The sequence below is a fragment of the Halomonas sp. A020 genome, from assembly GCF_027943625.1.
Taxonomy (GTDB): domain Bacteria; phylum Pseudomonadota; class Gammaproteobacteria; order Pseudomonadales; family Halomonadaceae; genus Vreelandella; species Vreelandella piezotolerans.
The window spans coordinates 2999032-3021665 of sequence record NZ_AP022850.1; the positions used below are offsets into that span (position 1 = coordinate 2999032).

The 22634-nt window shown below is 56.4% G+C and carries 20 protein-coding genes, 2 tRNA genes and 1 rRNA gene; 11 read left to right on the top strand and 12 right to left on the bottom strand.

The window, feature by feature from the left end; genetic code table 11:
* Nucleotides 1–3: 3 nt before the first annotated feature.
* From FRH_RS13960 to queC, 4 genes are read right to left on the bottom strand one after another with little or no spacing between them, the layout of a single operon-like run.
* Nucleotides 4–285 carry a YkgJ family cysteine cluster protein gene (locus tag FRH_RS13960; protein ID WP_139528033.1) on the bottom strand — a complete coding sequence of 94 codons (282 nt, stop codon included), beginning with the start codon at nucleotides 283–285 and terminating at the stop codon, nucleotides 4–6.
* Nucleotides 282–1115, bottom strand: a complete 834-nt coding sequence (locus FRH_RS13965; RefSeq protein WP_139528032.1) for a 6-carboxytetrahydropterin synthase — start codon at nucleotides 1113–1115, stop codon at nucleotides 282–284. The genes FRH_RS13960 and FRH_RS13965 overlap by 4 nt, the downstream gene beginning before the upstream one ends.
* Nucleotides 1115–1777, bottom strand: coding sequence for a 7-carboxy-7-deazaguanine synthase (queE, locus tag FRH_RS13970; RefSeq protein WP_139528031.1), 663 nt, complete (start codon nucleotides 1775–1777; stop codon nucleotides 1115–1117). Before queE ends, FRH_RS13965 begins: the two co-directional genes overlap by 1 nt.
* Nucleotides 1777–2487, bottom strand: coding sequence for a 7-cyano-7-deazaguanine synthase QueC (gene queC, locus FRH_RS13975; RefSeq protein WP_139528030.1), 711 nt, complete (start codon nucleotides 2485–2487; stop codon nucleotides 1777–1779). The genes queE and queC overlap by 1 nt, the downstream gene beginning before the upstream one ends.
* A gap of 191 nt (nucleotides 2488–2678) precedes the next feature.
* Here queC and FRH_RS13980 point away from each other — a divergent pair, with 191 nt between their 5' ends.
* Nucleotides 2679–3095 (top strand): SRPBCC family protein, encoded by a 417-nt coding sequence (locus FRH_RS13980; RefSeq protein ID WP_139528029.1) that lies wholly within the window; start codon nucleotides 2679–2681, stop codon nucleotides 3093–3095.
* A complete protein-coding gene (locus tag FRH_RS13985) occupies nucleotides 3088–3759 on the top strand; it encodes a VTT domain-containing protein (RefSeq protein ID WP_139528028.1) in 672 nt (223 codons plus the stop codon). The genes FRH_RS13980 and FRH_RS13985 overlap by 8 nt, the downstream gene beginning before the upstream one ends.
* Nucleotides 3760–3769: 10 nt before the next feature.
* Here FRH_RS13985 and FRH_RS13990 read toward each other — a convergent pair whose 3' ends face one another.
* The 8 genes from FRH_RS13990 to FRH_RS14025 form a co-directional block, all read right to left on the bottom strand.
* The gene (locus tag FRH_RS13990) at nucleotides 3770–4009 is read right to left on the bottom strand and encodes a DUF2789 domain-containing protein (RefSeq protein WP_139528027.1); all 240 of its coding nucleotides are present in this window, start codon (nucleotides 4007–4009) and stop codon (nucleotides 3770–3772) included.
* Nucleotides 4010–4107: 98 nt separating this feature from the next.
* A complete protein-coding gene (locus FRH_RS13995; RefSeq protein WP_139528026.1) occupies nucleotides 4108–5178 on the bottom strand; it encodes an asparaginase in 1071 nt (356 codons plus the stop codon).
* A 25-nt stretch (nucleotides 5179–5203) separates the two neighbouring features.
* Complete coding sequence (locus FRH_RS14000) at nucleotides 5204–6406, bottom strand: MFS transporter (RefSeq protein ID WP_139528025.1); 1203 nt, start codon at nucleotides 6404–6406, stop codon at nucleotides 5204–5206.
* 9 nt (nucleotides 6407–6415) lie between these two features.
* Entirely contained in the window at nucleotides 6416–6916 is a 501-nt protein-coding gene (locus tag FRH_RS14005) for a hypothetical protein (RefSeq protein ID WP_139528024.1), read from the bottom strand.
* A gap of 76 nt (nucleotides 6917–6992) precedes the next feature.
* Nucleotides 6993–8246, bottom strand: coding sequence for a DEAD/DEAH box helicase (locus FRH_RS14010; protein WP_139528023.1), 1254 nt, complete (start codon nucleotides 8244–8246; stop codon nucleotides 6993–6995).
* Between the two features lie 268 nt (nucleotides 8247–8514).
* The gene (locus FRH_RS14015) at nucleotides 8515–9102 is read right to left on the bottom strand and encodes an ABC-type transport auxiliary lipoprotein family protein (RefSeq protein WP_281997055.1); all 588 of its coding nucleotides are present in this window, start codon (nucleotides 9100–9102) and stop codon (nucleotides 8515–8517) included.
* A gap of 15 nt (nucleotides 9103–9117) precedes the next feature.
* Nucleotides 9118–10800, bottom strand: coding sequence for an intermembrane transport protein PqiB (gene pqiB / locus FRH_RS14020; protein ID WP_139528021.1), 1683 nt, complete (start codon nucleotides 10798–10800; stop codon nucleotides 9118–9120).
* Nucleotides 10793–12154 carry a paraquat-inducible protein A gene (locus tag FRH_RS14025; protein WP_139528020.1) on the bottom strand — a complete coding sequence of 454 codons (1362 nt, stop codon included), beginning with the start codon at nucleotides 12152–12154 and terminating at the stop codon, nucleotides 10793–10795. Before FRH_RS14025 ends, pqiB begins: the two co-directional genes overlap by 8 nt.
* A 167-nt stretch (nucleotides 12155–12321) precedes the next feature.
* Here FRH_RS14025 and FRH_RS14030 point away from each other — a divergent pair, with 167 nt between their 5' ends.
* The 9 genes from FRH_RS14030 (at nucleotide 12322) to FRH_RS14070 (ending at nucleotide 22517) form a co-directional block, all read left to right on the top strand.
* Entirely contained in the window at nucleotides 12322–13296 is a 975-nt protein-coding gene (locus tag FRH_RS14030) for a calcium/sodium antiporter (protein WP_139528019.1), read from the top strand.
* 211 nt (nucleotides 13297–13507) lie between these two features.
* Nucleotides 13508–14923, top strand: coding sequence for a cytochrome ubiquinol oxidase subunit I (locus FRH_RS14035; protein ID WP_139528018.1), 1416 nt, complete (start codon nucleotides 13508–13510; stop codon nucleotides 14921–14923).
* Nucleotides 14924–14925: 2 nt separating this feature from the next.
* Nucleotides 14926–15927, top strand: coding sequence for a cytochrome d ubiquinol oxidase subunit II (cydB, locus tag FRH_RS14040; protein ID WP_139528017.1), 1002 nt, complete (start codon nucleotides 14926–14928; stop codon nucleotides 15925–15927).
* Between the two features lie 4 nt (nucleotides 15928–15931).
* On the top strand, nucleotides 15932–17617 hold the full coding sequence (gene cydD, locus FRH_RS14045) for a thiol reductant ABC exporter subunit CydD (protein ID WP_139528016.1): 1686 nt from the start codon (nucleotides 15932–15934) through the stop codon (nucleotides 17615–17617).
* Nucleotides 17614–19353, top strand: a complete 1740-nt coding sequence (gene cydC / locus FRH_RS14050; RefSeq protein WP_139528015.1) for a thiol reductant ABC exporter subunit CydC — start codon at nucleotides 17614–17616, stop codon at nucleotides 19351–19353. Before cydD ends, cydC begins: the two co-directional genes overlap by 4 nt.
* Nucleotides 19346–20338 carry an adenosine deaminase gene (locus FRH_RS14055; protein ID WP_139528014.1) on the top strand — a complete coding sequence of 331 codons (993 nt, stop codon included), beginning with the start codon at nucleotides 19346–19348 and terminating at the stop codon, nucleotides 20336–20338. The genes cydC and FRH_RS14055 overlap by 8 nt, the downstream gene beginning before the upstream one ends.
* A gap of 271 nt (nucleotides 20339–20609) precedes the next feature.
* Nucleotides 20610–22141: ribosomal RNA gene (locus tag FRH_RS14060) — 16S ribosomal RNA — on the top strand.
* A gap of 119 nt (nucleotides 22142–22260) precedes the next feature.
* A tRNA-Ile gene (locus FRH_RS14065) sits at nucleotides 22261–22337 on the top strand.
* A gap of 104 nt (nucleotides 22338–22441) precedes the next feature.
* Nucleotides 22442–22517, top strand: a tRNA-Ala gene (locus FRH_RS14070).
* Nucleotides 22518–22634: the final 117 nt, after the last annotated feature.

Genomic DNA, 22634 nt, shown 5'->3' on the forward strand with positions numbered 1-22634 from the left:
CATTTAGCGCGTGCTCTGCTCCAGCCATGATAGCGTGGCGAGCGCCTCATTACGGTGTTCGCCACATACCATAGGGTCATAATCGAATTGACCGCATACGTCCGGTCGCTGCGGACTGCCAAACAGCATGCATAGATGGTGGTCGTCTAGGTGAACGCAGCGTACGCCCGCCGGTTTTCCATGGGGCATCCCCGGAATGGGGGAGGTTATAGACGGCGCGATGCAGCATGCACCGCAGCCTGGACGACAACCAACGGTGCTGTCACTGGCAATGAGCTCGCTCATGGTGTCGCCAGTGCCGTCGCACCTTTGTTTATGCCCTCGAACGCATGAACTTCGGTCACTATTCCCGTCTTTTCGGCAATCTGATTGGCCAGCCATTGAGCGATGTTTTCGACGGTGGTGGGTTTGGGTAGCACGCAACACCGCTCGGTTGGCAAGGTGATCGAGAAACGGCCTTGAGCAGCCTCATAGCGGCAAGTCAGTTGCGTTTCGCTATGCTCTGTCATGTCCGCTTCTTCCAGCAAATACCGGTTGTCTAGCCAAGCGCCCCACTGCCGTTCCAGCGACGGCTGTCTCTGCTGCTCTTGGAAAATATGTAAGCGAGAGCGGTGGCCGTGGGCGATGCGCTGGCAATTCCCCAAATGGCGCTTAAGTCCATGACTGTAGCCATAGGCTGCGCCATCTACACGCTCATTACTAAGCGTCAGCATTACACGTTCCACGTTGGCTGGTCGCTGCTCGGTGAGTTGATCGCTGAGATAACGGGTGACGCGTGCTAGGGAGATCGATTCCCAAGGCAGCAGCGTAAACGCCTCTGCCGGTCCACGAACTTCCATGGGGTAGGGGTGGGTGGTACGGAGGCAAACGCCTTCATCGCACTCGCTGATCTCGACCCCAGGTGCTTGGGTGGGAACCAGTAAGGTGTGATCCAATCCGCTATCCAGGGTGCGCTTGATCCATGGTTTGACTTCGCCGAAGTCGAACAGCATGCCATCCTCGCCTAGCTCTCCCTCAAGCTGGGCATCTACCTGCCAGCTACAGCCAACCAGCCCGCTCACAGAGCACCAAAGGGAAACATCGACGTGGGTTAGTTGATTAACGAATAGCGCCATTACTCGAATCCTGCGATTTTGTGCGTTTGCAGTGACAGACGCCACTGGGGGTTGGCCATGCAGTAGGCAGTGGTAGCTTTCACGATGTCCGCCCTGTCGGTAGCTATCTGCGCATGGGCGACAGCACTGAGGTCCATGGGCTGTAAAAAGAAGTGCTTGAAAGCGAGGTGAGTAAACTGCTCGGGCAGCGCATCCGCCTGAGGGTAGACCAGCTTCAGCTCGTCCCCCTGAGTGATCGCTAATGGATTGCGGCCCTTGGGACTCACACAGAGCCAGTCGATGCCTGCAGGGGCAGGCATCGTGCCGTTGGTCTCAACGGCCACTTCGAAGCCTTCGCTATGTAACGTGGCGATCAGGGCGCTATCGAGTTGTAGCAACGGTTCGCCGCCAGTGAACACCACGTAAGGCACTGCTTGACTCACTTCTCGAGGCCACAGTGCTTTTATATGAAGTGCTAGCGCCATTGCGGTCTCGAATCGGCCGCCGTTGACCCCATCGGTGCCGATGAAATCGGTATCGCAAAAGGTGCATTTGGCGTTAGGTCTATCCGCTTCTCTACCTGACCAGAGGTTGCAGCCGGTGAAGCGGCAAAACACGCTGGCGCGACCCGCTTGGGCGCCTTCGCCCTGCAGGGTGTAGAAAGCCTCTTTGACGTGGTACATCAGCGGCCACCCTGCGACGTGTCGATAGCGTAAGCAAGAGGATCGACGCAATTGTTGGCCGCAAAGGCGGCCAACCGCTCACGGCAACTACCGCACTGGCCGCAGGCGAGTTCGCGGCCTTCGTAGCAGGTCCACGTCTGGCGATAGTCCAGCCCCATGGCTAACCCTTCGCGCAGAATATCCTCTTTACGAACGTTTAGATAAGGCGCATGAAGTAACACGGGTTCGAAGTTGGCGATACCTGCAACGTGATTCATGGCATCGACAAACTCGGGACGACAGTCTGGGTAGAGTACGTGGTCGCCCCCATGAGCGCCGTAATCCACCCGCCCCGCGCCAATGTTGACCGCCTTGGCAATGGCCAGGGAGAGCAAAATCATGTTGCGATTAGGCACTACCGTGGCGCTGAGGTTGTTTGCGTCGTAATTGCCGGTGGGCATGTCGATAGCGCTATTGGTCAGCGCTGAGTTATCGATCAGCCCATGGATGGCGCGAATATCGACGACTTGGTGAGCAATGCCCAGGGATTCGCACACCTGGCGGGCGGTGTCGAGCTCCCGGCGGTGGCGCTGGCCATAGTCGAAAGAGAGCGCGTGGACAGTGAGTCCTTCCCGAATGGCGCGATGTAAAACAGTGAAAGAGTCCATGCCGCCGGAGTAAATCACGACGGTGGCTGACGCCTTGGCGCCAGGTGAAGCGGTAGAGGACATACGAAATGCTCATCGTCGGAGAATTTATGTGTCTTTGCCTCGGTGCAAGGCAGTGTTCCGGGGTCCGGTCCGGAAAGGCGGCAGTTTACGCAATAGCGAACCATCTAGCCAGTGGGCTAGTGCGTCTCAGTCGGTGTGTGTGAGTGGTTTGCCATGTTAAGCTAATTGGCCAAGCCGTTAGGAAGACACTTATGGCCACGATAGAACATAGCGAAATCGTCAAGGCTCCCCCCGAGCGGGTGTTTGATCTGCTACGCCGTGTCGAAGATTTTGCCGATTACTCGGACCTCATTCGCTCCATCGATAGCTTAGGCGAAAACCGCTATCGCTGGCACGTGCGGGCAGTAGGGATGGATTGGTCGTTCGATGTTGTCGTCACCGACATTCAGCCGCCCCATGTGCTGGCTTGGGAGTCGTTGGAGGGTGTCAAAAATCAAGGCCGGTATCAGCTGCGGGCCGTACCCGAGGGCACGGAGGTGGCGTTGACGCTACATTATGAGATTCGCAATCGCCTAATGGAAAAAGCCGTCAACAAAGCAGCAAAGCCGTTGGTGGGCAAGGTCAGCCGACAAATTCTCGATCGGGTCGAAGCACGGCTGAATGGCTAAATTGTCGCTTCATTCTTGGCGCTGGGTAGTAAGCTTTGCGGCCGCTGCCATGTTGGCTTATCTCTGGCTGTGGTACTCCCCTGATTTGTCCGCGCTGAGGCGCTGGGCCGCCACGATGTCTCATCACCCCGCGGTGATCGCATCTGTGATGGTGGCCATGGCGCTGACACTTGCCGTAGGTCTGCCCGGTAGCATAGGCCTATGGCTGATTGCTCCGTTTTATACGCCTCTAGTAGCCACACTGATGTTAACGGTCAGTAGCGTGGTGGGGGCCTGGGGGGCATACGCATTGGCTGCCCGACTGGGTGAGCGCTGGCAGCCTAGAGGCTTGACGCTAAAGGTGATGGAGCACCTCAAAGCACGAAGTGATCTTCTAACGCAGTGCGCCATACGAGTGTTACCGGGTTTTCCCCACTCGGTTATCAATTTCGCAGCAGGGTTGGGCAAAATTTCGCTTGGTCGCTATCTGCTAGCCGCATGTCTTGGGTTATCGGTCAAATGGGCAGTGTATAGCAGCGCCATCTATGGCGCGCTGGAAGCCATCGAAGAAGAGGATGCCCTGCAATGGGATGTCATGCTGCCACTGCTGGCATTGACACTCCTATTACTTTTAGGGGCGTGGTATCGGCGCCGCCTGGAGGCGGCGCGTCAAATGTCTTCATGAGTTCCAGAACTTAGTGGGTCTTGTGCATAGACGCATCTAGGTGGTCGACCACCTCGGCCCAATCGGCGTCTTCCTCTACGGCTTCCCTAAGAAAGTCGGCTTGTCCCTCGTTCCAGCAGGGTGCATCCGCCAACGGCATCTCTTTGGGTAGAGGTGAGTGGCGCTGAATGAAGCGCTCGATGGATTCCGCATCCGAGCGTAGGCCTAACTGCTCGAAGAGTTCACTAAAGTGATGCACCGGCTGATCCATAAGTCGCTTCCTATCCTATTGGGGTAATAAACGTTAAACAGATAAGTTAACCATAGCGTTTATTAGCGGCTACGCCAGTATGAGTCGGAGTCTTGCCGTTAACGCTCGCCTACGAGCGGCATCATGAAGCGCTCGCGCCGGTCTTCTGGTGAAAGCGGTTGAGCAATTAGATGGACCAGCTTGGTATAGACGGCTTCGGGTGTCATGTCGTCTCCAGACAATACGCCCGCATCCACGAGGCCATTACCTGCAGCATAAGCGCCCATCTTTACGCGACCCTGGGGGCATTGGCTGATGGCGGCGATCAACTTGCCTTCGCCGCTGGCTTTGGCGATCACAGCAAGAAGGTCGGGGTCATCAGGCAAATTACCTGCTCCCCAGAGCTGTAGCAGCGCCCCTTTGACGTTAGGGTGGCCAAGCCATGCGTCGAGTTGCCAAGCAGCCATTCCTGGCCAAAGAGTAATCCGGACCACTTCGCCCCGAGCCACGGGTTGATAATCCAATCGTTCGAATCGCGGTGCGCCGCGCTGTTGGTAAACCAAGCCACGGCTTGGGAAGAGGATGAAATCGTCACCTACGCGCTCCCCTAGCGGTGGGTAACTTGGTGAAGTGAAGGCATCGGAGGCTTCACTGTGTTGTTTGATGGCGCGAACCCCTCTGAGTAAACGATCGGCGAAATAGACCGCGACTTCCTGCAATTGAGGATGGGCTGAGAACCGTAAAGCGCCATACACATTGCCTAACCCATCGCCGTTGGGGGTTTCGAGTGGTGCCATCGCGCCTGTTAAAACGACGGGCCGGTCCAGGCCTTGGAGCTGATAGGCCAGGCTCGCGGCGGTCCAGCTGAGCGTGTCGGTGCCGTGGATGACCACGAATCCACGGTATTGATCGAAGCGTTCGGCGATATCGTTGGCAAGCTGCTGCCACGTCAATGGCGTTGCGGCGCTAGAGTCGATCAAAGGCGAGTAGCTCATCACGTCGTAGGCGGGAAGCAGGGATTGATCCTGCAGTGACCGTTGACTCAGTGCCTTGTCTAAGCGCTCGGAAAAATTTCCCGCTGGCGACAAGCCGTTGGCCTGGGGCTGCATGCCAATCGTGCCACCGGTGTAAATGACCAATACCCGCTCTTGGCGGTGGGGCGTATCGGCTAGAAGAGGAGCTTGGCTCATCGCGGTATCCTGTGAGAGCTAAACGTTATCGGTGATAGACCTGAAGATGGCCGCTATGGTCGTCGAGTTGCCGCTGTCGGCCTGCAAACAGCGCGAAAATGCCGCAAATGCCAATCAGGCCAACGAGTAGCCAGGCGATATGTTCAGTGGTAGCACCGGCTTGGAGCATCAAGCCTACCCCAAAGGGCCCCAAGGCGGCCAATGTGTATCCGCCGCCCTGTACCAAGCCGGATAGCTGCCCTGCTAAGCGCTCGTTGGCAGTTCGTAACACCAGTAGGCTTAATGCAAGGCTAAAGCTTCCGCCTTGCCCAAGTCCTAGCAATACGGCGCCTGGCCAGCGCCAGGTCAAAGGCGCTGCCAGTAAGCAGGCGAGACCCATCGCCGTGCAGATCAATACCAGCAGGAGGGCAGGGCGTTGGTCGTGATGGAGGCGCGCAATCCATGGGGCGCTCAGTGCCGAGGCCAGCTGACACAGGATGGAAACGGCCATCGTCCACCCGGCAGTAGCTTCTGTGTAACCCCGCTCGATGAGCAGTGTTGGCAGCCAGCCGAACACGATATAGGCCATGGAGGACTGGATGCCCATGAACAGCATGACCTGCCAGGTAAGCGGCTTGCTAAGTAACGTGACGAGCGGAAGGCTGGAGGGGGAGCCAATGGCCTTCGAGGAGTAAGGCGTGGGTGCATAGCGAACCCAAACGATAAGGGTGGCGAGCGCTAAAAGCGCCCAACTGACCAAACTGGCCTGCCAACCGCCTAGCCACTGCATCAGCGGGACGCTGAGCCCGGCACCTAGCGCGCCTCCCATGCAGAGTGCCATAGTGTAGAGTCCGGTCAATAGGTCCGCATTTTGGGGAAGTTCGCGTTTGACCAGCGCGGGTAACAGCGTCCCCGCAAGCCCAATAGCGCTTCCTGCCATGGCAGTACCCACGTACAACATCCCAGGCAGTGGTAGTACGCGGATCAATAAACCGCTGGCCAGCAGAAGTAGGGCACTGCTTAGCGCACGTTCGCTCCCCAGTCGACGACCGATGATAGGCGCAAGCGGTGCCGTCAAACCAAGAAACAGCACGGGAAGGGTGGTCAGGAGGCCCGCTGCTGGGGCTGAGAGCCCTGCGTTCTCTTGCAAACGATTGAGTAACGGTGCCACCGATGACATGGCAGGGCGCAAATTGAGCCCTACCAAGAACATCAACACAATGAAGCGGCAAGCGTGGCGTGAAACCATGGCGCAGGCTTATTTCAAGTGAGGGCGCAGGTCGCCGCGTACCGCATCGAGCAGGGTGATGAAGTGAAAATCTTCCGGGTTATCCAGGCAGTCGACGCGTACTTGCGTTCGCATGCCTTTGTCGATTTCCAGTTTATCGTAGATTTCGAGCGTCAGCTTATTGGCGGGCTTCTCTCCTGGTGCCACGATACCATCTTCCAGCGTGAAGGTTTCCAGTAGAGTGGCACGAACACGTGTGCTGTTCCCTTCACTCAATACGCGGCGTACGAACAGCCAACCTTCGCAGGGGAGTGACGCGTTGTCACGCTCGCGTAGGAAAAGCGTGCGATAGCAGGCGCCTTCGGCAGCAGCTTTTTCAGCCATGCTGCGGTAGGCTTGCACGACCTGATTCGCTGAGGCGCGGGCGTCCTCCAAGCGTTGCGCGATTCCCTGGTGTTCGCGGCTGAGTTGCTCCTGACGCTGAAAGACCAGCCATTGGCGATAATCGGCCATGAGTTGTGAAGACGCCATAGTCACTCCATGAATTAATTCAGCAAAAACGCCCGAATAGGCGAGGCGATACCTTCGCACATTCCGGGCGTGCGGGCTAGCGGCGGCTACGGCGACGTCGCTCTCCACCCGTATTGGTAGATGGCCCATCTTGCTTGCGCCGACGAGGTGGACGCTGACTCCGGCGACCATTTTCGATGGGTTCTGGCTTGGCGTTGGGGTCAGGCTCGAAGCCCGGTTCGATGTGTTTCGGCAACGTTTGATTGATCAGTCGCTCGATGTTTTTGAGCAGACCATGCTCGTCGATGCACACCAACGAGACAGCTTCACCATTGCTGCCCGCACGCCCTGTGCGACCGATGCGGTGAACGTAATCTTCCGCGACATTGGGCAGATCGAAGTTCACCACATGGGGAAGTTCATTGATGTCTAGGCCACGGGCGGCAATATCAGTGGCGACGAGCACCTGTAAATCGCCGCTCTTGAACGCACCGAGCGCACGCGTGCGTGCACCCTGACTTTTGTTGCCGTGGATCGCCATGGCAGGGATATCCTGCTTGGAGAGTTGCTCGGCTAGCCGGTTAGCGCCGTGCTTGGTGCGAGTGAATACTAGTACCTGAAACCAGTTGTGACGCTGGATCAAGTGCGCCAACAAGTCGCGCTTTTTATCGCGATCCACTCGGTAGATCGCTTGCTCGACTTTTTCTGCCGTGGTGTTGCGTGGCGCCACCTCGATGAGAGCGGGATTATCGAGTAGCTGCTGCGCCAACGTTTGGATTTCGTTGGAGAATGTGGCAGAAAACAGGAGATTTTGGCGTTGCTTGGGGACCAGGCGCAGTAGGCGCTTGATATCGTGAATGAAGCCCATGTCCAGCATGCGGTCCGCCTCATCCAGTACCAGAATTTCAATGGCGGACAGGTCGACGTGCCCTTGCTGGTGCAGGTCGAGCAGGCGGCCAGGGGTAGCGACCAGCACGTCGAGACCATGCCTTAAAGCATCGACTTGGGGCTGTTGACCGACGCCGCCAAAAATGATGTGGGAGCGCAGCGAAAGGTGTTGTCCATAGGCCGCTACGCTTTCGCCCACCTGTGCCGCCAGCTCGCGGGTCGGCGTTAGGACGAGCGCGCGCACTTGGCGCTTCCCGGGACGCTTGCCGTTTGCCAAGCGCTGTAGCATCGGCAGTGTGAAGCCTGCCGTTTTACCCGTGCCGGTTTGTGCGCTGGCAAGGAGATCGCGTCCTTCGAGAACGACGGGAATGGCCTTTTGTTGAATCGGCGTCGGCTGTGTATAGCCCTGCGCGTTCACCGCGCGTAATAAATCGTCGTGCAGACCAAGATCAGAAAAGCTCATGCGTTCTCCGCAGTCGCATAGCAGGCGGCACCACCTAATGGGCGGCGCTGCTAAGCGTCATGTTCAAAAAAGCGAGGATGGTACACCGTCGCGGCAGCGAAGTTTGACAGATAGCACGCTGTGCCGCGACGGGCGTTAAAACGTCTTGTGACACCTCTGGGTTTCACAAGAGGGAGACAGGGTGGCGCTGACAGTGACGTCGTCGTGGTCGTGAGTGTAACACGAAAGTCTCACGTCGACGCGCTACCCGTAGCGAACACGCCTGGGGTTATAAGTAGCCGCCTTGACTCAACTGGTCGGCGATTTGCTCGGCCACTACCTGCCAGCTCTCGCCCAACGAGCGCACCAGGGCTGGGTAACCGTCCTGATCGAGGACCGTTTCAGCAGTGAAGCTTTTTAGGGCGAGCATCTCGCCATCGCTATCGCGCAGTTGCCATTGGCCGCTGGTCACTGCAACGCCATCATAGCGGCCCTGGAACTGATCCACTTCCAATGAGAGCGTCAGCGCACTGGGACGACTGCCTTCCGCCCGCACTACCTGCAAGCTAGGAAGCTGGTCGGCTAATTCGGCGCGTAACGCGCGTTCTAATTGCCGGCCAATGCTCTCCGCCCACTGATGCTCGCGCGCTTCATTCAAAGTGATGTCATCGAGCTGCATTACGATGCCGTCCACATCCAAATAGTGGGCTAGGCGGAGGGGGCTGACTTGAAGCGTTGTTTCGGCACGGCTCGGTGCGTTGACCGCCGGGCTTGTAGGTAACATATAGCGCGTGGGTGGAGATACGCTGCTGGCACAGGCGGACAAGAGTAGGCTCGTAAAAGCCGCCAGCCAAAATAGAGATAAGCGACGTAACATAACGGTCATCCTTAATTAGCGAGGAGCGCGAGGAATCGGGTCCTGGGTGTCCAAGTTATCGAACAGCAGCGCCCTTGGGTTCTCGTTCAGCGTCCGGGTGAGCGGCTGTAGATCGCGCATTAGTCTATCTAGGCGCTCGATGGCGCCGGTCAGTTCTTGGTACGCTGGCGAGGAGGGCGAAACGCCTTCCAGTGTGCGGCGCAGTTCTTCCAACGTGCCGTTCAAGTTGCCGCCAATCGCCTGAGTATCCGGGTCGTTCAATAACTGATGGATCGATGTACTGACCTCGCGAACCTCGTTTAGCACGCTTTCCGAGGCTTGAAGATTACGCTCTAGCCCCGCAAGAAGAGGTTCGACTTCCAGCGCGTTGAGCTTTTCGAGCAGGCTGGTGACCTGTGCCTGAATCTGTGCAAAACCGCCAGCCACAGTGGGGAACACGGTTCGCTCGGCAAATCGCTCGGCGACGTACTCATCGGCAAGGTCGCGCTGAAAGTTAAGGTCGACGAACAGCGCCCCTGTGAGCAGGCTGCCATTCTTAAGCGAGGCGCGCAGACCTAGCCCAAACATCCGCTTGAAGCGTTCATCCCACTCCTCTAGGTCGATGTCGGTGTTTTCGATACCCAAGCGTTGGGGTTCGATGCGAATGAGTACCGGAATGGCGAATCGCGCCCGGGAATCAGGCTGTGGCGCCGTGAAGTTCCAAGGGACCGCGGCGACGGTGCCGATTCTCACTCCACGAAACTCCACCGGTGCTCCCCGAGACAAGCCTCTTACCGTGTCGTCAACCAGCAAAACATACTCCAAGTATCGGTTGAACGTGCCTTCCCGGGCAGTATCTTCGTCCGCGTAGAGATTAAAGCGTGTGTTGGCCTCCACAGGTTTGCCCATGGGAAGGTCTTCCGGTACGCCAAAGGTCACCCCACCGCCCAATAGCGCTTCGAGGGATTCGACATTGACTCTCACACCATCGGCATCCAGGCGGAAGTCGATCCCGCTGGCCGTCCAGAAGCGCGTGCTGTCGGTGACGAGCTGGGCGTAGGGCTCTTCGATGAAAACTTGATGGTGCATGGTGCGCGTTTCAGGTTCAAAGCGCGTGTCTTCGACGCGGCCTACCGTGTAGCCCTGATAAGAGACCGGGTCGCCGATGCGCAGCGAGTTGCCTAGTTGGCTCACCAAGTTGATTTGCAACCCAGCTTGGCCGGCGGGAGCCACGGGAGGTACATCGCTAACCTCGAATTCTCGCTGTGGCTCTTCTGACTGACCCGGTTCTAGCTGGATGTAGGCACCTGAAAGAACGGTACCCAGCCCACTGATGCCCTCGCGGCCAATACGCGGTTTGACGACCCAAAAGCGGCTATCTTCTCTTAGCATAGCTTCCGCCCCGGGTTGAATGCGTGCCACCATGACGGCATGGGAGAGGTCATCGGACAAACGTACGCTCTGGACCCGACCAATCTCGACGTTGCGACTGCGAATGAGCGTACTGCCCGCCTCGATTCCTTCCGCGCTTTCCATCGTCAACGTGACCAGGGTGCCGCGACTGGAGTAGTTGTCGTAAACCAGCCATAGCCCGATGATCACGGCAACCAGCGGCACGATCCAAATCGGGGACAAGCGTGTTTGGGGCGACGCCTTGGCTTTGTGCAACTCGCCTTGATCTGGGTTGGGTGTGTTCTGAGGCATGGAATCGTTAGCCATCAACAGGTTCCTTGGTGGCCGTTTTACGGCGAAGAGAGCGTGAAGGTTGAGTATCCCATATCAAGCGGGGGTCGAAGGTCATAGCCGCGAGCATGGTGAGCACGACCACCGCGCCAAACGCCAGGGCGGCTGGTCCAGGCGTAATCGACATTAACGACCCCGCGCGGATGAGAGCAACCAAAATGGCCACCACGAATACGTCGACCATGGACCAGCGTCCAATGAACTCGGTCAAACGATAGAGCCGGGTGCGGCTCTGGGCATTGAGTTCATTGCTGCGTTTGAGCATCAAGCAAAGCCAGGCCAGAGCGACCAGTTTGCCGACCGGCACGATGACACTGGCTACGAATATGACGGCGGCTACTGGCCATGATCCCATTTGGATGAGCTGAACGACTCCCCCAATGATGGTGGAGGGCGTAGCGTTGCCCAAGCTCGTGGTGGTCATGATGGGATAGAGGTTGGCCGGAAGGTACATGACGGTGGCGGCAAACAGCAGCGCCCATGTACGCTGCAGGCTGTGTGGCAGCCGAGTATGCAGTTTCTCATGGCAGCGCAAACATCGCTGTCGGTCATGTTCGATGCGATTGACCAATCCGCAGGTGGGGCACCCAGTGACACCTTGGTTGGCAGCGGTCGTACCGGTCAATGTGCCCTCAGGGGCAAGGGGCTCGCCTTCGAGCGAGAACCACATCCAGTCGCCGTCGATGGATTGCACCGTCATCAATAGCAAAATACCGAAGAGGCAAAACGCCCAAAAGGAGATGCCTAGTTCGATTTGCGCCATACCCGCTATTTTGATCAAGCTGACCAGGGCGCCAATGATGAAGACATCCGCCATCATCCATGGGGTCAAATGGGCCAGCGAGCGGGCGATATCACGGCTGAACGGCATGGGTCGCGCTCGCAAGAGTCCAAACTGTAGCCATACCACACCCACTAAATAAACGGCGGGTAGCACGAGTATGGTCATCATGACGGCGATGGCAACGATGGGCTGATGAAACGCGATCAGCGTCGTCGCCGTTTGTGATAGTTCGATGCGATTGCCGACGCCGCTAACGCTAAAGCTCACGAAGGGAAACGAGATCGCTACCAACAGTGCTATTAGTGAGGCCAGTGCGAGCGCCATGCTGCGCTGAGCCGGATAGCGATGGCGCTTTACCAGTACGTGTGAACAGCGCGGGCAGGTTGCTTTTTCACCTGATTTGAGCGGCGGAAGGGCCGAAACCCAGTCACACTCATGGCAGGCGCGCAGGCGCCGCCGCTGAGTGCGGGTCTCAGGTGGAAAACAGTCGACCTCGGGAGAGTTAACCGGCAGAGAAGGCCGTTTGATGAAAGAGTAATGGGGCAACAGCAAACTCTCTGTGCATGAGACGGTAAGAACCAATACGATGGAGCGTGGTGCCAGTCAATTTAGGGAACGGAACCGACGCTTGCAAACGGCACTTGACCAAACAGGCTCGTTAGACAAGGATGCAGCCGCGATAGTGCCTAACATTATGACATTAAGGAACTGAAATGTTACTCGCCTTTCTTGCTGTGGTAGTGGGCTTGGTCCTGCTGATATGGAGTGCAGAGAAGTTTATCGACGGTGCCGCGGCGACGTCGCGCTGGTTAGGGCTTTCGCCGCTCTTGATCGGCATGCTGGTGATTGGGTTTGGTACATCCGCCCCGGAGATGATGGTCTCGGTACTGGCGGCAATGCAAGGCAATCCTGGTTTGGCGGTGGGTAACGCTTACGGTTCTAACATTGCCAACATGGGGTTGGTGCTGGGTTTTGTCGCACTGATGGCGCCTCTCGCCGTCCATTCGGGGGTAATTCGTAAAGAGATGCCGCTACTCGTCTTGGTGATGCTAGTGACGGGATACATGCTATGGGACGGATGGATATCGCGGCTTGAAGCGGCGCTGTTGCTCATCGGGCTTGGCGTGTTCATTACGGCGAGCATCTTCAACGCTCGCGGTCAGCAAGACGATCCGTTGATGGCAGAAGTGACCGAAAGCCTGGATAGCAAGCCGATGTCTCGCGGTAAGTCCATCATGTGGACGCTGATTGGATTGGTGTTATTGATTGCCAGCTCTCGATTGCTGGTATGGGGCGCCGTTGAAATTGCCGTGGGTTTTGGTGTGAGTGATTTGATCATCGGTTTGACGGTGGTGGCGGTGGGCACGTCGTTACCTGAATTAGCGTCCTCTATCAGCGCCTTGCGCCGCAATGAACATGACATGGTGCTGGGTAACGTTGTCGGCTCGAACCTCTTCAATAGCATGGCCGTGGTGGGCTTGGCGGGCGTCATTGCGCCGATCGAGGCGGGGCGTGAAGTGCTGATGCGGGATTGGAGCGTAATGACGCTCATGACGCTCGTCATGGTGCTGTTTGCGTTCTCTTGGCGTGGGCGTCCGCGGCGTATCAACCGTATCGAGGGTGGTGCACTCTTTACCATGTTTATTGCCTACACCGGCTATATGGTCAGCATCGTGGTGATGGCCTAGTACGGCAAAGTGGTGTTGCCTGGAGAGTGTGCGTCAATGCGACACAGCTTTTCAGGCAAACTAACGCTGTATAGCGATGGTCGAACCGGTAAACTACAACGCATGTAAAGAATAAGCTTAGTGCTTATAACTAAAATGCAGTGCCATTAAGGCTCAACTAAGCTTGTGACACCCATTGACGGGATACCAACTCAGGTCTTAGGAGAGTGTGATGGAACTCGACCCCCTAGTACTATCGCGAATACAGTTCGCCTTCGTTGTATCGTTTCATGCGATCTTTCCAGTCTTTACCATTGGGCTAGCGTCCTATATTGCGCTGCTCCATGGGCTGTACTTTAAGACCGGCAATCCTGCGTGGGACCGCCTTTCGCTGTTTTGGACCAAGGTATTTGCCGTTGTCTTTGGCATGGGCGTCGTCTCGGGTATCGTGATGTCTTTCCAGTTCGGCACCAATTGGAGCAACTTTTCCCAGGCCGCCTCCAACTTCTTGGGGCCCGTGCTGAGCTATGAAGTCGTCACCGCGTTCTTCTTGGAAGCGGCATTCCTCGGTGTGCTCTTGTTTGGCCGTGGAAAAGTCCCGCAAGGGGTGCACCTGTTTGCTGCCATTATGGTGGCAGTGGGTACGTTCATTTCTTCCTTCTGGATTTTGTCAGCCAATAGCTGGATGCACACGCCTGCCGGTGTGGAACTGATCGACAACCGCTTCCACGTACTCTCTTGGTTCGAGGCTATCTTCAATCCCTCTTTCCCGTATCGCTTTGCCCATATGGCCATGGCGTCTTTCTTGACGGGTGGTTTCGTCGTGGCGGGCGTCAGCGCTTGGTTCCTGCTTCGTGGGCGCGATCCAGAGGCCAATCGCCGCGCGCTCTCCATGTGCTTGTGGCTACTCCTTTTTCTCACACCTGCACAAGCGGTGGTCGGGGACTTTCATGGTTTGAACACACTCGAGCATCAGCCGACTAAAGTGGCGGCGATGGAAGGGCATTGGGAAACGTCTAGCAACGTACCGCTGCTGCTGTTTGCCATTCCGGACCAGGAAGCGCAAACCAACCATCTTGAGATCGGCATTCCGAACCTCGCTAGCATTATCTTGACCCACTCTCCCGATGGGGTAATTCCTGGGATCAGCGAAGCTGCTCCTGAGGAGCAGCCACCCGTTATCATCGTATTTTGGGCTTTCCGTGTCATGGTCGGCATCGGTCTGCTGATGATTGCAACCGCCTTCATTGGTCTGCTGATGCGTCGCAAGGGCAGAGTGTACGAACACTCGGGCTATTTAAAGGCGCTGGTCTGTATGATCCCCATGCCTTTCGCGGCGGTGTTGGCAGGTTGGATCGTCACCGAATCCGGACGCGCTCCTTGGCTGGTTTACGGCATGATGACCCATGCCGAGGGCTTGACGCCGTCGCTGACCGGGCCAATGGCGCTATTCACTCTGATTGGCTACGTGGCAGTCTATGCCGTCGTGTTCTACGCCGGTATTTACTACCTCACTCGCGTGGTACGCAATGGCATGCTGCCTCACGACGAGCAGGAAACGACGAGTGAGAACTTCAAGCGGCCTATGCGCCCATTCTCTGCGGCACACACCCCTTTTGACGATGACGTCGATCCGGTCAGGAGCTGAACATGGAAATGTTTGATTTAACGCTAATTTGGGCGGGCATCATCGGCTTCGGCATCATGATGTACGTATTAATGGATGGTTTCGATCTGGGCTTGGGGATACTGTTTCCCTTCGCCCCAGATGAAGATTCCCGCGATGTCATGATGAACTCGGTAGCCCCTGTATGGGATGGCAACGAGACCTGGCTAGTTTTGGGGGGCGCGGGCCTGCTCGGTGCTTTCCCATTGGTGTATTCGGTCTTTTTGCCAGCGCTTTACATAGGGGTCTTTTTGATGCTGGCCGGGCTGATTTTCCGCGGCGTCGCGTTTGAATTTCGCTTCAAGTCGCGTCGTAATCGGCGCTGGTGGAACCGTGCATTCAGCTGGGGTTCCGGTGTGGCGGCGTTTGCCCAAGGGGCCGTGGTCGGGGCGTACATTCAAGGCTTCCGTGTCGAAAACTTTGCTTTCGTGGGCGGTGCTTTCGACTGGTTGACGCCGTTCTCAGTGCTCACGGGACTAGGCTTGATGGCGGGCTACGCTCTGCTTGGTGCGACCTGGTTGATCCTCAAATCGGAAGGTCATATCCAAGACTGGGCCTACAAGATCACGCCCATGTTGCTGGCGCTGGTGCTCGGGGTGTTCGCCATTATCAGTATTTGGACGCCGTTCGTTAATCCGGTGGTATGGGAACGTTGGTTCGGCCATCTGCAACTGATCTGGATTTTCCCGGCGTTGGCGCTTTTTTCGGCCTTCATGGTGTATCGCTCCGTCAAGCGTCGCGATGAAGGGATACCGTTCGTAGCAACGATAGGCATCTATGTCTTTACCTACTTAGGGCTGATCGTCAGTAAATGGCCGGTTATCGTGCCGCCCAATTACACACTTTGGGACGCCGCGTCAGCGCCCGAATCACAATTGTTCCTGCTGATTGGCGTGCTGTTCGTTATCCCGATCATCCTGGCCTATACCGCTTGGACCTACTGGGTGTTCCGCGGCAAGGTGCGTGTAGGGGAGGGATACCACTAACGCTATGGCAGACCATCCTCCCGAAGTGAATACGGTGGAGGCCATGACGCCGCGCCATTGGCTTAACTTGCTTGCCAAACGCGAGCAGAAACAGCTGATGTGGGCGGCGGTTTGGGGCGTGCTGGCGGGTATGCAAACCGTCCTGCTGGTGGTGGGGCTTGCTTGGCTGATCGACCAGTTGGTCATTGCAGGGCGTTCCCCCTGGTCACTCGTGCTACCGTTCGTTGGCCTCGTGGTGGTTGTCTTGCTGCGTTCGCTTTTTCAGGCCCTGCAAGAGACGTGTAGCGCTAAAGCAAGCCTTCGCATTCGCCAATATGCCAGGCAAACCCTGCTCGACAAAATCTCGGCGCTTGGGCCAACATGGTTGACGCGTCAGCAGAGTGGGGCATTGGCCACTCAGTCGGTGGAGCACATCGAGGCGCTGGATGGTTACTTCGCTCGCTTTTATCCGCAGCTGAGAATCGTCGTGGCGTTGCCGATGCTGATACTGAGCATTGTCGTTTGGCTCGACTACCTGGTTGCCTTTTTTCTGCTTTTATCCGCCCCACTAATACCGCTGTTCATGGCATTGGTAGGGATGGGGGCTGAGCGATTGAATCGTGATCAGTTCATGGCCGTCTCTCGTCTTTCCGCAAACTTTATCGACCGAGTGCGCGGAATGACCACCCTGCAGCTGTTTGGTCACACCAAAGAGGCTCAGCAAGATGTGTGGTACGCCACCGATCACTATCGTCGACTGAGTATGCGGACGCTGCGTTTAGCGTTCTTATCGTCGGCGGTCTTGGAGTTTTTTGCTTCCGTCGCGATTGCTGTCGTGGCCATGTATGTTGGTTTTGGCTTGCTAGGATACATCGATTACGGTCCTTCGCCCCAGTTGACGCTGTTTAGCGGGTTGGCAGTGTTGCTCCTTGCGCCGGAATTTTTTCAGCCGCTTAGAACGTTGTCGCAACATTATCATGATCGTGCTGCTGCCCTTGGCGCCGCTGAGAGCGTCGTGGCCATTCTCAACGAACCCAACCAAGTAGCTTCCTCTCCGTTGCCGCCCTCGGCGTCTGGCGTGCTCCTCGAGCTTGATGGCGTCGATATTCGCTACGCTGAACGTACGCCGGTGCTCAGCGATGTGAGTATGTCGCTAAGGCAGGGCGATGTGGCCGTGCTTACCGGTGAGTCTGGTAGCGGTAAGTCGTCACTGCTGGCACTCATGGCGGGGTTCATGAGGCCTACTCGTGGAGTGTGCCGCATCGACCTTTCTATTCCTATTGCTTGGCTGGATCAAGCGCCGTGCATACTGCAGGGCTCTTTAGCTGATAATCTGCGCATTGCTTCTCCAAAGGCGGATGACGCTGCGCTCGTGAAAGCTTTGCAGCGAGCCGGGCTTGGCAAGCTATTGGCAAGTTTGCCCCATGGATTGGAAACGACCGTGGGTGAACGTGGTGTTGGCCTTTCTGGTGGACAGGCGCAGCGGCTTGCGCTGGCGCGCGTGTATCTTAGTCAGGCTCGGCTTATTTTGCTCGATGAACCGACGGCAAGTTTAGACGCAGAAACGGAAAGCGTGGTCATCCAGGCGCTGCTCGAATGGGCAGGTGAGGGGCGTACGCTAGTCATGGCGACGCATCACCCGGCCGTCATGACGGTAGCCAATCGCCACTTTGTATGCCGCTCAGGCCAGTTGGTGGAGGTAAAGCAATGATGGCCCTTTTTCGTGACGTTGCGCCTTGGCTTAAGTTACTGCTTCGCCGCCGTCAACAGTTCTGGTTGGGAGCCTTATTGGTTTGGGTGACCTTGCTTGCGGGTTTGTCACTACTAGGACTGTCCGGATGGTTCATCGTGTCCTGCGCCTTGGCGGGGATCGCGCTCGCGGCGGGTCTTCCGTCGACGTTGGACGTATACGTACCCGGTGGAGGCATCCGCTTTTTTGCCCTGCTGAGGACTTTGGCGCGGTACGTTGAGCGTTTATACAACCATAGCACCGTGCTTACCCTGTTGGCCGATCTACGCTACCGAGTGTTCGGTGATTTGACAGGCCTGGATGATGCGACTCTCAAACGGCAACGTGCAAGTGAATGGCTCAGCCGTCTAACGGCAGATATCGATCAACTCAATAACCTCTACTTACGTTGTCTGATCCCTCCGGTAGCGGCGCTGCTGACCGTACTCGTGGTCTCCGGGTTCATCGCCATATGGCTACCTTGGGTTGCTGTGGTGATGGCTTTGGTATTCACGCTGCTTTGGCTAGTGGTGACGGTCGGTTTTGGTTGGATCGGCTTCGGTAATAGCTACCAGCACGTCAGTGATCAAGAGGAGCTACGTCGATTGGTATTGGATCAGGTGCAGGCATCTGCGGAGCTGCGTAGCTATCAAACAAGCGGGTGGCATCGCCAGAAAATCCAGAATCTCGAAGCAGTATCCACCGAGAACCAGCGTCGTTTGGCTTTGAAATTGGCCTTGGGCAACGCCTTCGTTTCTGCGGTGACCGGGCTGATGCTCATCGCCACGCTATGGCTGGGAAGTTTGGCGTTTTCGGCAGAGCAGGTCGTGGGTCCGGTGCTCGTCATGGCCGTGATTGCTGTGCTGGGAATGAACGAAGTGTTCGCGTTGCTCCCCGCGGCGTTCTTGAAACTGGGCGCGAGTTACGCAGCCGTGCAGCGTTTGAATGCTCTCAAACCCCTAGCGCCTGCAATCGACATGCAAGGGCTTCCCTATCGTGCCGATGAACATGCCATCCAGCTTGTTTCCGTTCATTACGCTTATCCCAACACGATGTATCCAGCACTGGTCGATGTACAGGCGACGCTCTTGCCACATACCCGAGTCGTGATTACTGGTGTGTCGGGATCTGGTAAATCGACGTTGGCCAGTGTGTTGATGGGACGTATGGCACCGACCCAGGGCGAGATTCGTGTCGCTGGAGTGCCGCCACATCGTCTCTCCACAGAGAGTCGAGCCGAGTATTTCGCCTTTCTCACTCAGCAAACGGATCTATTCGATGGAACGCTTGAGTCGAATTTACGGATCGCCAAGCCGAGCGCTACCGATGACGAGTTGTGGCGGGTACTCAACATGGTGGGCTTGGAAGACTGGGTAGCACAGCAGCCTAAGCGGCTCTCGACGAACGTGGGCGAAAAAGGCCAGCAATTGTCTGGAGGTCAGGCAAGAAGGGTTGCTTTCGCGAGATTGATGCTGCGCGATCCATCTGTTGTGTTGTTGGATGAACCGTTTGCTAGCGTAGACGCCGATACGGCAAAGCACTTGGCCGCGGCGCTAGATCGCTGGCTCGCACGGCGAACCGTGATTTTCTTCGTTCATCAAACCGAGGACGCGGCGCTTTTGGCTGGGATCGATGCTTGGTGGCACCTTGATGGTGGGCGCTTATGTACCGATACTACTTCTTTCTCCCAACCGCAAGCAGGCGCGCCGTATGAATGAGTTTTTACGTCAACTTCCCAAAGTCGAGCTCCACTTGCATATTGAAGGCACCTTGGAGCCTGAGCTCATGTTCGCACTGGCGGCCCGTAACGGGATCGAGTTGCCCTATGCGTCCGTGGACGAAACGAAAGCGGCCTACGATTTCAAAGACCTTCAAGGGTTTTTAGATCTTTATTACCAAGGCATGAACGTACTGCGCAATGAGCAAGACTTTTACGATCTTGCCATGGACTATTTTAAGCGTGCCCGTAGCGAAGGGGTGATGCATATCGACATCCACTTCGACCCCCAGGCGCATCTACAGCGCGGCGTACCGCTCGAAGTCGTCATGGCCGGTCTTCTACGGGCGAAAGAGGAGGCCGAAGCATCGTTGGATTTGACGATCGGCATGATCATGGCTTTTCTTCGTGATCGTCCCGCCGATGAAGCGTTGCATGTGCTTGAACAGGCCTCTCCCTATTGGAAGTTCCTGGATGCTATCGGACTCGATAGCGCCGAGCGCGATCATCCTCCGGTCAAGTTTCAAGCGCTGTTCGCTCGCGCCAAGGAACTTGGTCTGGTCCGTGTTGCCCACGCCGGAGAAGAGGGACCTGCCGAATACATTGCTCAAGCGCTCGATATCCTAGAAGTGCAACGTATCGATCACGGCGTGCGCTGTCTGGAAAGCGATGACGTGGTCAAGCGTTTGCGTGATCAGCAAACGGTCCTGACCGTGTGTCCGCTGTCAAACGTCAGCTTGAAAGTTGTCGAGCGGCTAAGTGACCACGCTTTGCCCCAACTGTTGGCCGAGGGGCTCAAAGTCACCATTAGCTCCGACGACCCTGCCTATTTCGGCGGTGGATTGCTGGAGAACCATTTGGCGTGTGCCGATGCGTTTGGCTGGGATGAAGATACCTTTCGAATGCTCAATCGTTACGCTATCGAGGAGGCATTTGTCAGCGAGCAGCGACGCGACGAACTTCTCAAACGTTTAGCCGCTGCTTGATGAGGTGTTTGGCAAAAAAAGGTGTTGACGCGCGGAGTTAAATGCGTAAAATACGCCCCACATCGAACGGCAACGCCCTTCGAAAAGCTCTTTAACAATTTGATCAGGTAATTCATGTGGGCGCTTGCCGATGAGGGTGACAAATCACCTATTATCAAGGCAAGCGACTCGTCAAACAGGCTTCGGCCTAATGAATGAATTCGTTTGACCCTTGAGCCAAGTTTGGTTCGCTTCTGTTGCTTCGGTGACAGGCAAGAACCGCATTGATCTTAAACTGAAGAGTTTGATCATGGCTCAGATTGAACGCTGGCGGCAGGCCTAACACATGCAAGTCGAGCGGTAACAGATCCAGCTTGCTGGATGCTGACGAGCGGCGGACGGGTGAGTAATGCATAGGAATCTGCCCGGTAGTGGGGGATAACCTGGGGAAACCCAGGCTAATACCGCATACGTCCTACGGGAGAAAGGGGGCTTCGGCTCCCGCTATCGGATGAGCCTATGTCGGATTAGCTAGTTGGTGAGGTAACGGCTCACCAAGGCCACGATCCGTAGCTGGTCTGAGAGGATGATCAGCCACATCGGGACTGAGACACGGCCCGAACTCCTACGGGAGGCAGCAGTGGGGAATATTGGACAATGGGGGGAACCCTGATCCAGCCATGCCGCGTGTGTGAAGAAGGCCCTCGGGTTGTAAAGCACTTTCAGCGAGGAAGAACGCCTAGCGGTTAATACCCGCTAGGAAAGACATCACTCGCAGAAGAAGCACCGGCTAACTCCGTGCCAGCAGCCGCGGTAATACGGAGGGTGCAAGCGTTAATCGGAATTACTGGGCGTAAAGCGCGCGTAGGTGGCTTGATAAGCCGGTTGTGAAAGCCCCGGGCTCAACCTGGGAACGGCATCCGGAACTGTCAAGCTAGAGTGCAGGAGAGGAAGGTAGAATTCCCGGTGTAGCGGTGAAATGCGTAGAGATCGGGAGGAATACCAGTGGCGAAGGCGGCCTTCTGGACTGACACTGACACTGAGGTGCGAAAGCGTGGGTAGCAAACAGGATTAGATACCCTGGTAGTCCACGCCGTAAACGATGTCGACCAGCCGTTGGGTGCCTAGCGCACTTTGTGGCGAAGTTAACGCGATAAGTCGACCGCCTGGGGAGTACGGCCGCAAGGTTAAAACTCAAATGAATTGACGGGGGCCCGCACAAGCGGTGGAGCATGTGGTTTAATTCGATGCAACGCGAAGAACCTTACCTACTCTTGACATCCTGCGAATTTGGTAGAGATACCTTAGTGCCTTCGGGAACGCAGAGACAGGTGCTGCATGGCTGTCGTCAGCTCGTGTTGTGAAATGTTGGGTTAAGTCCCGTAACGAGCGCAACCCTTGTCCTTATTTGCCAGCGCGTAATGGCGGGAACTCTAAGGAGACTGCCGGTGACAAACCGGAGGAAGGTGGGGACGACGTCAAGTCATCATGGCCCTTACGAGTAGGGCTACACACGTGCTACAATGGTCGGTACAAAGGGTTGCCAACTCGCGAGAGTGAGCCAATCCCGAAAAGCCGATCTCAGTCCGGATCGGAGTCTGCAACTCGACTCCGTGAAGTCGGAATCGCTAGTAATCGTAGATCAGAATGCTACGGTGAATACGTTCCCGGGCCTTGTACACACCGCCCGTCCACCATGGGAGTGGACTGCACCAGAAGTGGTTAGCCTAACGCAAGAGGGCGATCACCACGGTGTGGTTCATGACTGGGGTGAAGTCGTAACAAGGTAGCCGTAGGGGAACCTGCGGCTGGATCACCTCCTTAACCGATGACTCATCCTCGCGGTAAGCGCTCACAATGAATTACCTGATCAGATAGTAGAGCAAACGGTAGCTATTTCTGCTTTGTTTGGGCAACAAGCTCAAGCATACAGCGAAATGACCGGGTCTGTAGCTCAGTTGGTTAGAGCGCACCCCTGATAAGGGTGAGGTCGGCAGTTCAAGTCTGCCCAGACCCACCAAATTCCTGTAATACGGCGTTAAAATGTTCCTCGTATAGCAGGCTATACGTCGTCGCATTTTGCCTTGTCTTACAGAAATTTGTGGAAATAAAGTGCTACAAGATGGGGCCATAGCTCAGCTGGGAGAGCGCCTGCCTTGCACGCAGGAGGTCAGCGGTTCGATCCCGCTTGGCTCCACCATTCTCGACACCGTTTGTTGTTTCGTGACCACTGATAAGTCTGACATTATTCATGTCGCTTTATCACTGTTCACTGAACAGTCGCTCTTTAACAATGTATATCATGCTGACATGAACG